The following is an 11546-nucleotide window of genomic DNA, read 5'->3' on the forward strand; positions in this document are numbered from 1 at the left end:
CCCCACCTGGGGGAACCCTCGTAGACTCCCCGCATGGACGCTGAGACCCTCGTGACCGACGCCGCCCGTGCTGCGAAGCGCGCCCAGCCGCAGCTCGCGCGCCTGTACCGGGACCGCAAGGACACGGTCCTGCTCGCCATGGCGGACGCCCTGGTCGCCCGCGCGGACGAGATCACCGCCGCCAACGCGCTGGACCTCGCGGCCGCCGACGCCTCCGGGATGGCCGCGGGCCTGCGGGACCGCCTCGCCCTGGATCCGCAGCGGGTGGCGAGCATCGCCCAGCAGCTGCGCGACGCCGCCGCCCTGCCCGATCCGGTCGGGGAGGTGATCCGGGGCTCCGTGCTCGCCAACGGGCTCGAGCTGCGCGAGGTGCGGGTCCCGCTCGGCGTGGTCGGCATGGTCTATGAGGCCCGGCCCAATGTCACCGTCGACGCCGCGGGCCTCGCCCTGAAGTCCGGCAATGCCGTCGTGCTCCGCGGCGGCTCCGCCGCCCTCCACTCCAACACGGCGCTGATCGCCGTGCTGCGCTCGGTGCTCGCCGAGCACGGCCTGCCGGAGGACCTGGTCGTCGGGATCGACGAGCACGGCCGCGAGGGGGTGGACGTGCTGATGCGCGCCCGCGGCCTGGTGGACGTGCTGATCCCGCGCGGCGGGGCGGGCCTGATCCGTCGCGTCGTCGAGAACTCCCTCGTGCCCGTCATCGAGACCGGCACCGGCAACACCCACGTGCTGGTCGACGCGAGCGCCGACCTGGACCAGGCGGAGGCGATCGTGCTGAACGCGAAGACGCAGCGGATCGGCGTGTGCAACGCGCTCGAGACCCTGCTGGTCCACCGCGGGATCGCCGAGCAGGCTCTGCCCCGCCTCGGCACCGCCCTCGTCGGCGCCGGCGTGACCCTGCACGCGGATCCCGCCGCCCGCGAGATCCTCGCCACGGCGGGCGTCGAGAGCACCGAGGCCGAGCCCGCGGACTGGGACACCGAGTACCTCGCCCTCGATCTCGCCGTCGCGGTGGTGGAGGATCTCGACGCGGCCCTCGAGCACATCCGCGAGCACTCCACCGGGCACACCGAGTCGATCCTGACCAGGGATCTCCCCAGCCAGCAGCGCTTCCTCGCCGAGGTCGACTCCGCCGTGGTGATGGCGAACGCCTCGACCCGCTTCGCCGACGGCGGGGAGTTCGGGTTCGGCGCCGAGATCGGCATCTCCACCCAGAAGCTCCACGCCCGCGGGCCGATGGGGTTGACGGAGCTCACGACCGGGAAGTGGATCGTCGTGGGACAGGGGCACGTGCGCCCGTGAGGCCTGGCGGTTGTGGGATGATGGCCCGGTCCACCATGGAAAGGCCCCGTTCACAATGATCGACCAGCTCCTGATCCTCGCCGAAGCCGGCTCGCACTCCGCCGAGGGCGGTCTTCCCCCGGCCGTGATCGGCCTGGGCATGTTCGTCTCCCTGATGATCCTGCTCGGCGTGACCCTGCTGACCGGCGGTCTCAACCAGCGCAAGCGGTCCGGGGAGAACGACCACTCCGGCGATCACTGAGCGCGTGGAGCTGCAGCGCCGACGCATCGGCGTGATGGGTGGGACCTTCGATCCGATCCATCACGGGCACCTGGTCGCGGCCAGCGAGGTGCAGAGCGTCTTCGGCCTCGACGAGGTGGTCTTCGTCCCCACCGGTCGTCCCTGGCAGAAGGCGGATCGGGAGATCTCCGATCCCGAGCACCGCTACCTGATGACCGTCGTCGCGACGGCCGCGAACCCCGTGTTCACGGTCTCCCGCGTCGACATCGACCGGCCCGGCTCCACGTACACCATCGATACCCTGCACGACCTGCGCCGCCAGCATCCCGACGCGGACCTCTTCTTCATCACCGGCGCCGACGCGCTGCAGTCCATCCTCACCTGGAAGGACTCCGAGGAGATCTTCTCCCTCGCGCATTTCGTCGGCGTGACCCGACCCGGCCACGAGCTGGACACCGAGGGGCTCCCGGCCGACGGGGTGACCCTCATCGAGGTGCCGGCGATGGCGATCAGCTCGACCGCATGCCGCGAGCGGGTCGCCGCCGGTGCGCCCGTCTGGTACCTCGTGCCCGACGGGGTGGTGCAGTACATCAACAAGTACGCCCTCTACACAGGAGGTGACCGCGATGACCGAGTCGGAGACGACTGAGAGCGCACCGCGCCACGGCCGGCGCGCCCGCGCGCTGCCGCCCGAGGAGATCACCGGCCCCGTCGCTGTGACGGCCGCCCCGGGGATCCGGGGAGCGGTCGCCGCGCCGACGGCCGACGCCCCCGTGCCGACCCTGCGCAAGTTCGGCCGCCGCGCCCGCATCATCGAGCTGAGCGAGGCGCCCGAGTCCGTGCCGAGCGCGCCCGTCGAGGGGTCCGCGGCGGATGACTCCGCGTCGGGACAGACGGCGGGTGCTGAATCCACGACCGCGACCGTCGTCATCGACCGCGACAAGGACGGCGTGGAGCTCGGCGAGCTCTCCGTCTCCGAGGCGCCCGATCCGCGCCCCGCGCCCCGCTTCGAGGGGCAGGTGCTGCACCGCCCCGAGCGCTCGGGCGGTCGCCCGCTGCTGTGGCTGGTGTGGATCCTCATCGCCGCGGCCCTGGTGGCTCTCGTGGTCCTGCTGCTGACCGGCATCATCGGCCCCGCCCAGGCGCAGGCCCTCGCCGGGCTGCTGCCCGTGCACCCGATCGACCCGTCCCTCGTCCCGCCCCTCCTGGAGGAAGCATCCGCGTGAGCGCCCCCGAAGAGTCCCTCGATCTCGCCCGCGTGGCCGGCCAGGCCGCCGCCGACAAGCTCGCGGCGGAGGTGATCGGCCTCGACGTCTCCGAGCAGGTCGTGATCACCGACGTCTTCCTGGTGTGCAGCGGCGACTCCGAGCGGCAGGTCTCCGCGATCGTCGACGGCGTCGAGGAGGAGCTGCTGAAGCAGCGCCGCCGCAAGCCCCTGCGCCGCGAGGGGGAGCGCGACGCCCGCTGGGTGCTGCTCGACTACGGCGACATCGTCGTGCACGTCCAGCACGCGGAGGACCGCGCCTTCTACGCTCTCGAGCGGCTGTGGCGCGACGCCCCCGTGATCGATCTGCAGATCGACGCGGACCGCGGGGAATGAGCTCCGCCGCCCCGACGCGGCTGGTGCTGGTGCGGCACGGCCAGACGGACTACAACCGCGACGGCCGCCTGCAGGGGCAGGTCGACATCCCCCTGAACGAGACCGGTCGCACGCAGGCACGGGCGGTCGCACGCGCCGTCGCCCAGAACCCGCCCGATCTGATCCTCGCGTCCCCGCTCGGCCGCGCGCTCGAGACGGCGCGGACCATCGGCGAGGCGTGCGGACTCCCGGTGAGCACCGACCAGGCGCTCGTCGAGCGCGGCTTCGGACATTGGGAGGGCCTGCACAGCGATGCGATCCGCGCCCGCTGGCCGCAGCAGCTCGCCGACCACCGCGAGCATCGCCGGGTCGACGGGCTCGGTATCGAGAGCCGCGAGGGGGTCGCCGAGCGCTTCGCGGCGAGCTGCCTACGGCACGTGGGGGAGAACCCCGGGCGGACCGTCCTGATCGTCGCGCACGGCGCCGCGATCACCCTCGGCATCACCGAGCTGCTCGGCCTGCACACCTCCGAGTTCCGCGGCCTCGCCGGCCTCGAGAACTGTCACCGCTCGGTGCTCGAGCCGCTCTCCGCGGACCCCGAGGGGCGGCGGATGAGGTTGCTGTCACACAACCTCAGTCCCGATTTCACCTGAGTCCAGGGACGATGTAATATCGACGAGTCGCCTCGAGGGGCGGCACCGACGTGGTGCGAGAGCACCGCACGGGGCTATGGCGCAGTTGGTAGCGCGCTTCCATGGCATGGAAGAGGTCAGGGGTTCGAATCCCCTTAGCTCCACGTAAGATGAGAAAATCGAAACTTGCCCCGCCTGATGGCGGGGCAGTTTTGTTTATGCGGTGACGTCCGCCGGGGCGTCGATGTTGGTGTGGGCGAGGATGCTGGCGGTGGTCTGCTCGGGTGTGTAGGTGGCGTTCTCTTCGTCGTCGATGGTGATGCGGGTGAACAGGGCGCGGTTGAGGATGCGTCGTTCGGTTGGTTCGCACTTGTTGTAGAGGTCGTCGAGGTCGACGAGGAGGTCGGTGAGCTGGTCCAAGCCGGTTCGGGCGTCGGCGTAGGTGTCGGTGAGGTTGTCGAGCCGGGTGGTGATCTGGTCGAGGCTGGCGCGGATGCGGTCTTGTTCGCTTTTGAGGAGGTCGAGGGGGATCGCGTCGGCGTAGTGAGCTTGGACGAGTTTGAGGCGTTCGGCTTCGAGTTTGTCGCGTTGGACGGTCAGGAGCTTGCGTTCGTCCTCGCTGGATCCTTCGAGCTGGTCGAAGACGTCGTTGAGGACTTTCCGGACGTGCTCAGCTTGGGCTGGGCTGAGGGAGTTGCGCTGGTAGGTGCGTTCGATCTCGGCTTCGGCGCGTTCGGCGAGGATCGCGGAGCGGGTGCAGTTGGTGGTCTTGCGGCGTCGTCCGGAGCAGGTGAAGTACTCGTAGCGGTCCCCGGGGACTGCCGCACGATCAGGTGACAGTTGGGGTGTCAGGCCGCGAGGTCCACGGCGGGATTCATGATGGTCTCGTATTCGATGGGGGTCAACCGGGCTCTTCGCGGTTCGTGGTGAATGACCCTGCTGTGGCGGGTATTCACGCTACGGTTTTCGCGGCGCTGGTCAGCAGGATACGCATCCGGTGGTTCTCGGCGTTGCGGAAGCCACGGCCGATGCGTTTGATGTTCTTGATGCCGGTGTTCGCGGCCTCGACCCGGGCGGTGGTCGCGCCGGTGACGATGAGGACCTCGATCGCGTCCCACCAGGTCACGACGGTGTCGTAGAGCTTGGTCGCCTCGGGCATGTTCGCGATCTGGACGAAGTAGCCCATCCGCATCCGTTCGTTCCAGGCCTGGGCGAGGGTGTCGGTGGCCAGCAGGCGGCGGAGCTGCTCCTTGATGCCCCAGGCGGCGGAGAGCTCGTCGGTGGGGTCATCGGTGCGGAATACCCTCTCCAACCGCTCCCACGCCCTCGGGGTGAGGGTGTCAGCGCCGCGCAGCAGGAGCATCCGGTGCGCCCAGGCCGGGTCATCCTTCCGACCCCGGCGACCGTGATGGGTGCGGGCCAGGCGTTGCCGCACGGCGGTGACCATGTCGTTCCCGAGCTTGACGAGGTGGAACTTGTCGACCGAGACCGCAGCGCGGGGCAGGTAGGTCCGCAGTGCTTTGCGGAACGCGGCCGAGGGATCGATCGCGACGATCTCGATCCGCTCCCGCCAGTCCTCAGAGCGCTGGGCAAGCCAGTCACCGACGGCGGTGGAGTCCCGGCCGTCGACGACGCCGAGGACCTGTCCGGTGGTCAGGTCGACCAGGGTCGTCATCCATGGCTCGAACCGTCTCCAGGCACCTTCATCGGTGCGGAACCAGCGCACCGACCGGTAGCGGTGCTCATCGATGCCCAGGCGCGTCACTCGCACGTCCTCGGCGGCGGGGAGGACCACTGCGGCCGCCGCCAGCGCGGACTGGACCAGCCACCACGAGACGCCATGGGCCCGGGCGACCTCGGAGGCAGCCCGGCCCGAGGTGAGCACCGCGGAGACGACCTGATCCCGCAGCCGGGTCGTCGAACGCGCACGGTAAGGGACCTGATCGGTGGCTTCCCAGAACGTGCGCCGGGCGCAGGCCGGCTCGAGGCAGAACCAGCGCCGCTTGGCCCACACCACCTCCACCGCCCCGGCCACGGGGACGTCGCGCACCTTCTGGGACCGGCGGGAGTGGACCTTGGTCGCGAGCACCCCGCAGGACGGACAGCCCGGCGGCTCGATGGATTCGATCACCACTCGACGGCCTCCGTCGGGCAGGTCGATCGCGTCTGTGACGCGGTAATCGGGCAAGTTGAAGATCGTGCTCGCAGCATCACGCTGCGAACCAGTATTCTCGTGCACAGGCTCGTGGTCCTCTGAGGTGTGGATGTCTTGACAACACCCATCACAGCAGGACCACGGGCCGTTCTACGCCAGCGACGCGACGCTCTCCTTCACCACGAACCTTGAAGAGCCTGATAGCCGCGCGTCTTCGTCGAGTTCGGTCGAAGCTCTCTGGAGACCACCGAAGGGCATCTACCCAGGTGAGACGCGATCTTCCGGACTCCCCACCCGGCCTTCGATCCCGTCGAGATCTCCATCCGCTCCGTGAACGTGAGTCGCCGCCGCACCATCCCAGGCCTCCTCGCCTCGAGCCCCCACGGACCGGGAGTGTTGCTACGACGCTATGACACCACCAACCGACAGTCATCTCTTGCCGATTTACATTCAGCCGACGACCTGAATGAAGCCAGCAGCCGAATGCACTCGACGGTCTACGTCGAAGTCGTGGTCTGGTCCAGGTCTCGGCGTCCCTTGCGGAGCCCGATTTCGTAGGCTGTAAAGGAAATGAGCGTCAGTGCGATTAACGGCAGCACGAACCATGCCATGGCTACGGTGAATCCCTCCAGTGCATCGTGCGCTGTGGCAGCCAGAACGAGGTATCCGGTGTAGGCGGCGTACAAAACCACGAACAAGCCGCCCTCCCAACGCGCCACCGCGAAGCCCGTGAACGCGATCGGCAGCAGTACCACTGCGGCCGCCAGCATTACTGGGATATCGAAGGCCACTGCGGCGCCGGATACGGGAATGCCCTCAAGAGAGATGAGCGCGGGTAGTCCTAGCACTACCCCTATGTTGAAGATATTGCTGCCGACCACGTTGCCCACCGCTAGGTCCCGTTCACCGCGACGCACGGCAATGATGGACGTCGCCAGCTCGGGCAGCGATGTCCCGACAGCCACAACGGTCAGTCCGACCACGAGGCTGCTTACGCCCAACGTGGTGGCTATGTTCACTGCTCCTTCCACGAGCAGCGTGGCACCGGCGACCAGCAACGCGACCCCCAGCAGCACGAAGAAGAGCGACCTGCCGACCGAGGCGCCTAGCGCAGCCCCTTCCTCGTCGGCTGGATCGACGGTTGCCGAATCTCCTGTCCCTTCCCGGGTATTCACCGCGGTCTTGGCGTCCCGCCGACTAATCACCACGGTCATTTTTGTATGGACCACCACACCGAAAAATAGTATCAGCCCGTCCACCGCACTGATCCTCCCATCCAGGGACACAAGGAGCAGTAGAACTGACAAGACGACCATCAGGGGCAGGTCAAAGCGGACCAGCCTCCGCTTTACAGCGAGGGGAACGACCAGCGCGGACAGTCCCAGGATGAGCAGGACATTAACGATGTTGCTGCCAACCACATTGCCCACGGCAAGCCCCGGTTCATCACGCAGTACAGCACCGACGCTCACTGCGAACTCGGGTGCCGACGTCGCCGCTGACACTACGGTGAGACCGATCACCAATGACGAAATCCCGAAACGTCCGGCCAGTGCTGACGCCCCACGCACCAAAAATTCCCCACCCAAGACCAGCAGCACCAGTCCGATCACGACCCGTCCAATATCAAGCACATCCATGAGTAGGAGTGTACGGCCCACAGTTCAGGCCCTGCCACGAGCACCCGCTGACCTCGAGATTTCACTGGGGTGTGGTCTCGACGGGTGGGCGTAATAGAGAAAGGTGCTCCTGGCCTGGGATGATACGGGGTGTCGAGTCTCGTAATCCGGCTCATCGCATTTGAGGGTGTAGGTGGGGCCTGAAGCCTCCTGCTTCGAGGAGGCTGCGGGCGATGTAGTGGGTGAGGTTGCGGAACCCGAGGGCGGAGCCGCGGAGGTGTTCGAGCCGGCCGTTGATCGCCTCTGTCGGACCGTTGCTGGTGCCCGGTCGGTCGAGGAAGGCCAGCACGTCGGTTGCGCGTTTCGTCAGTGTTCGGCCGAGCTTGGCCAGCTCGGGCAAGGCGTCCGGGACGCGCTTGCTCAGCGCGGTGATGAGCTTACCCATCTTCGCTTTGGCTTTCGCCCGGTCGGGTTCTCGGTAGGCGGCGACCATCGCCTGGTAGATCTCCCAGGTCACCTCGACCGCAACGTGCTTCTCTCGCTCGAACAGGCTGCTGAGGCGCTGGCGTTGGCGGTCGGTCAGCAGCTTGGTGCCGGTGTGGAGGGTGCGGCGAGTCTTGTAGAGGGGGTCGTCCTTGCGGCCCCTGCGCTTGTGGAGCTGCTGCTGGACGCGTCGTCGGCAGTCGTCCAGTGCGTCTCCGGCGAGGCGGACGACGTGGAAGGGATCCATGACCGCGACCGCGCCTGGGAGGGCCTCGCCGGCGGCGGTCTTGTATCCGGTGAACCCGTCCATCGCCACTACCTCGATGCGGTCCTTCCATGCCTTGGGGCGGGCCTCGAGCCAGGCCTTGAACGCTGCTTTGGAGCGGCCGGGGATCATGTCCAGCAGCCTCGCCGGGCCGGTCTTGTCCCTGGCTGGGGTGAGGTCGATGATCACGGTGACGTACTTGTCGCCGCGCCGGGTGTGGCGCCATACGTGCTCGTCGGCCCCGATCACGCGGACGGCGTCGAAGCGGGCGGGGTCATCGATCAGCAGCCGCTGGCCCTCGGCGAGGACGGCGTCGTTGGCGGTGTGCCAGGCGACCCCCTAGCCTGGCGGTGACCCGTGCGATCGTGAGGTGATCGATGACCAGGGCTTCCAGTGCCCACCGCATCCCGCCGCGAGAGAGCTTCGCCCGCTCGGGTGCTGCGCGAGTGGTGTCCTCGCGCCAGCGGTTCCCGCAGTGATCACACCGGTACCGCCGGATCCGCACCAGCAGCGTCGTGGGCCGGTGGCCGAACGGCTGGTGAGCGAGGGGCCGGGCGATCGTGCCGCGCGAGGTCGACCTCGCTCCGCAGGCGCGGCACCACGGACTTCCTCGGCGAGTCGGCATTCGAGCACCGCCCGCTCGGTCGTGAGCCACTGACCGACAGCGACGAGGCCGAGCTCGTCCAGGCGCGTGAAGGTCGTCAGATCGGGGCTGTCGAAGGTAGCGTTGGGTACGTCGAGGTCGTCCTGATGGCGAGCGTGAGAACTTCCATCATCGGGAGACCTCGACGTCTATCCCGGCACCGGCGCGCCCACCCCACACTCCGCAGCTACCCCCTCATCTGCGAAGGGCCTCATTTCCCGGACCTCCCTGTTCGATGGCGTTGCACGCCGCAATCGCACACCCCGCGATCGCAGCAGCGATGCCAGCCGCTCCCGCCCAAGTCCGAGTTCCTTTGCAATCTCTCGTAACGTGGCGCCCGCCGCGTAGCGTGCCTCTGCTCGAGCCAGCATCTCCTCGCTCACGCGAGGGAGCTTTCGGGCGCGCGGCTCGAGAGGACGGACCCGGCGTTGACGGACGCGGATCGACCGATGCATCGAGCCCATGCGAACCAGTGAGGGGGCAGGTTTCGACAAGCCTCCCGCTAGGTCCATCATCTGGTCGAAGTTCCAACCCTGCCCCACTGATCGTGGGGCAGGGTTTCTTCGTTGTGCTCCAAGTAGATGTCGGGGTGGAGTTGGCCGGTGCGTTGCCAGAACTCGGCGTGAGTCGGTTTGTGGGGTCGAGGATGGTCTCGTAGATGCCGGTGAACTCCGAGGTCAGGTTGAACCGTCGGGACCGATGCGCGGTCTGATCCCGTCCCTACGCATGGAGGCATGGTGACCCGGCTCGAAGTTCTCGGGGAGCTGCAAACCGATCCCAACGGGCCGCTGGCAAAAAGGGCGCGTGGCGGGAAAGACCTATGGAGCCTCCTGGTCGCGTACGGACGGATGCTCTGGCCGCCGGAAGGGCGGGCCGGGTGGTTCTCGGGGCTCGACGCCCAGCTCCGGGACGCGTCCAGAACTGACGGACCACTGGCGATCATTGAGACGACTGCACCCGCCGAAGATGCCCTCCTGACGAGCCTGGTCCTCAGCGTCGCGCAGGTGCTTCGTGCCTGCGGCCGGGCCGAGATCACTGGATTACGGGTCTCGACTGAGATCACCGACACCGAACCGAGCTGGCAGCCGAGCAGCTGGATTGCAAACCTCGCCCATCGCACCGACAGTGCAGAAGGAATCAGGGTGTCGCTGCACTGCCCTTCAGCGACGGGCGCCGACGTCCTTCCCACTACAGGCCAGTTCGGGGACGGAATCCGTGAGCTTCTCTCCCTTGGAGGCAGGGACTATCCCCGCTCGACTGAGGCCACGTCGTCCCGTGTGGGCCTGCTCGTCGAGGAGATGAGGTGGACCGAGCTGCACGGCGCCTACCTCATCGACCTCTCGGTCCTCGCAATCCATGCCGCAGGGTTTCGCGGCGAGGTGACGATCTCCGCGCAACCGCCCGATTAAGGCCGAGGGTCAACGCCAGATCGGCGCCGACTCCTCGGCGTCACCGCTACGCGGCGCTGCCTATCGCGAAAGCCTGTTCTTGGCGGCGGTCGGTGCGACACTCGTCATCGGAGTGGCACTCCTGTTGGGGTGCGCATCCCGCTCCAAGGGACAGAAGACGTCGAGCGGGGTGCCCGAGGGACAGTCGACAGCCGATCAGCGCTGGCTGACGCACCCATAACGCCTCCCTCACTCGTCCCAGGACTCACGCGTCTTCGGCCACGGCCAACCGCAGCTCCGGCTGCTCCACGCAGCTGTACAGCGTTGATCGGCTGATTCAATTCTCTGAAGCTCCCTCGGCTTCGTGCCTCGTCGACTCGGCCGCGCGATGGCCCGCCTTTCTCGCCGAGTGTTGCGTCTGAACCACTTCCGCCCTCGGAATCCGGTCCAGATGCAGCACGCGATGCCGTCCGGGGGAGGGCGCGGGTGGTCTAGGGCGGCGCTCGCCGGACGCGCGGGGGTCGCGGGAGGGACACTGGTGCGCATCGGGGACGTGCAGGGCGGAGCGGGTCGAGAGGAGAGCGGCGTGGGATATGCGGACTGGCCCGGGGTGATCGACCCGGAGGCGCTGTCCTCCGGGTTCGTGGCGGAGGTGCATCGCCTGGCCGATGCGGCACGGGCGGGGGCGTGGCCGGAGGTGCTCGAGGCGCTCGACTCCTCCCACTGGCTCACCGTGAACCAGTGGCGGATCGGCAGCGACTCCTGGTAAGCCCCGCTGCACCAGGCCGCCTGGCGGGGGGCGCCGCGGAACGTGGTGGAGGCGCTCCTGCGCCGTGGGGCGTGGCGGTCGCTGCGCACCGCCGACGGCGACCGGCCCGTGGATCTCTCGACCCGGCGCAGGCACGACCACCTGGAGGATCTGCTCGCCGTGGCGGATCTCGAGCCCGGAGAGGTACACCGCCATGACGCCTGGGACCGGCACCTCGCCGCCCTAATTGCCGCGCGCACCGCGCATCTGGACCCGGTGCGGCTCCGGCCGGTGCCCACCGAGCTCCTGGCCCGCGAGAGCGACCTGCGGCTCTGGCTCGCCTTCCCGGGCATGTACGGCGGATTCGGCATCACGCGCAACGGGGATCGGCTGCGCGTGACGAGCACAAGTCGGATCGTCGGCGGCTGGGGACAGGAACACGAGATCACCGAGGCCAGCTGCGAGCTCGTGGCGGACGGCCTGGACTGAGCCGAGCCGTCCCGGGACGGTCT

At 68.2% G+C, this 11546-nt stretch carries 12 protein-coding genes, 1 tRNA gene and 2 pseudogenes; 11 read left to right on the plus strand and 4 right to left on the minus strand.

What is annotated here, in order from left to right; all coding sequences use genetic code 11:
• The first annotated feature begins 33 nt into the window (after positions 1-33).
• From V1258_RS01985 to V1258_RS02020, 8 genes are all read left to right on the plus strand, one after another.
• Positions 34-1302 (plus strand): glutamate-5-semialdehyde dehydrogenase, encoded by a 1269-nt coding sequence (locus V1258_RS01985; protein WP_329748113.1) that lies wholly within the window; start codon positions 34-36, stop codon positions 1300-1302.
• 55 nt (positions 1303-1357) lie between these two features.
• Positions 1358-1543, plus strand: coding sequence for a hypothetical protein (locus tag V1258_RS01990; protein ID WP_329745395.1), 186 nt, complete (start codon positions 1358-1360; stop codon positions 1541-1543).
• Positions 1544-1547: 4 nt separating this feature from the next.
• Positions 1548-2171 (plus strand): nicotinate-nucleotide adenylyltransferase, encoded by a 624-nt coding sequence (gene nadD / locus V1258_RS01995; RefSeq protein ID WP_329745396.1) that lies wholly within the window; start codon positions 1548-1550, stop codon positions 2169-2171.
• Positions 2149-2748, plus strand: a complete 600-nt coding sequence (locus V1258_RS02000) for a hypothetical protein (RefSeq protein WP_329745397.1) — start codon at positions 2149-2151, stop codon at positions 2746-2748. The genes nadD and V1258_RS02000 overlap by 23 nt, the downstream gene beginning before the upstream one ends.
• Positions 2745-3122 (plus strand): ribosome silencing factor, encoded by a 378-nt coding sequence (rsfS, locus tag V1258_RS02005; protein WP_329745398.1) that lies wholly within the window; start codon positions 2745-2747, stop codon positions 3120-3122. The genes V1258_RS02000 and rsfS overlap by 4 nt, the downstream gene beginning before the upstream one ends.
• The gene (locus V1258_RS02010; RefSeq protein ID WP_329748114.1) at positions 3119-3754 is read left to right on the plus strand and encodes a histidine phosphatase family protein; all 636 of its coding nucleotides are present in this window, start codon (positions 3119-3121) and stop codon (positions 3752-3754) included. The genes rsfS and V1258_RS02010 overlap by 4 nt, the downstream gene beginning before the upstream one ends.
• Before the next feature lie 70 nt (positions 3755-3824).
• Positions 3825-3897 (plus strand) — tRNA-Ala (locus V1258_RS02015).
• Positions 3898-3919: 22 nt separating this feature from the next.
• Positions 3920-4570 (plus strand): hypothetical protein, encoded by a 651-nt coding sequence (locus tag V1258_RS02020; RefSeq protein WP_329748115.1) that lies wholly within the window; start codon positions 3920-3922, stop codon positions 4568-4570.
• Between the two features lie 115 nt (positions 4571-4685).
• Here V1258_RS02020 and V1258_RS02025 read toward each other — a convergent pair whose 3' ends face one another.
• From V1258_RS02025 to V1258_RS02040, 4 genes and pseudogenes are all read right to left on the minus strand, one after another.
• On the minus strand, positions 4686-5972 hold the full coding sequence (locus tag V1258_RS02025; RefSeq protein WP_442878553.1) for an ISL3 family transposase: 1287 nt from the start codon (positions 5970-5972) through the stop codon (positions 4686-4688).
• A 107-nt stretch (positions 5973-6079) separates the two neighbouring features.
• Positions 6080-6244 (minus strand): annotated as a pseudogene (locus V1258_RS02030) (helix-turn-helix domain-containing protein); the annotation flags it as partial.
• A 141-nt stretch (positions 6245-6385) separates the two neighbouring features.
• Positions 6386-7528 (minus strand): calcium/sodium antiporter, encoded by a 1143-nt coding sequence (locus V1258_RS02035; RefSeq protein WP_329748118.1) that lies wholly within the window; start codon positions 7526-7528, stop codon positions 6386-6388.
• A gap of 151 nt (positions 7529-7679) precedes the next feature.
• A pseudogene (locus tag V1258_RS02040) lies at positions 7680-8960 on the minus strand (ISL3 family transposase).
• Positions 8961-9635: 675 nt separating this feature from the next.
• On the opposite strand from V1258_RS02040, the gene V1258_RS02045 reads away from it, so the two are divergent.
• From V1258_RS02045 to V1258_RS02055, 3 genes are all read left to right on the plus strand, one after another.
• The gene (locus V1258_RS02045) at positions 9636-10307 is read left to right on the plus strand and encodes a hypothetical protein (RefSeq protein WP_329748119.1); all 672 of its coding nucleotides are present in this window, start codon (positions 9636-9638) and stop codon (positions 10305-10307) included.
• Between the two features lie 565 nt (positions 10308-10872).
• Positions 10873-11055 carry a hypothetical protein gene (locus V1258_RS02050; protein ID WP_329748120.1) on the plus strand — a complete coding sequence of 61 codons (183 nt, stop codon included), beginning with the start codon at positions 10873-10875 and terminating at the stop codon, positions 11053-11055.
• 45 nt (positions 11056-11100) lie between these two features.
• Positions 11101-11523, plus strand: coding sequence for a hypothetical protein (locus tag V1258_RS02055; RefSeq protein ID WP_329748121.1), 423 nt, complete (start codon positions 11101-11103; stop codon positions 11521-11523).
• The last annotated feature ends 23 nt before the right edge of the window (positions 11524-11546 follow it).

This window comes from Brachybacterium sp. J153, assembly GCF_036311905.1.
Lineage (GTDB): Bacteria > Actinomycetota > Actinomycetes > Actinomycetales > Dermabacteraceae > Brachybacterium.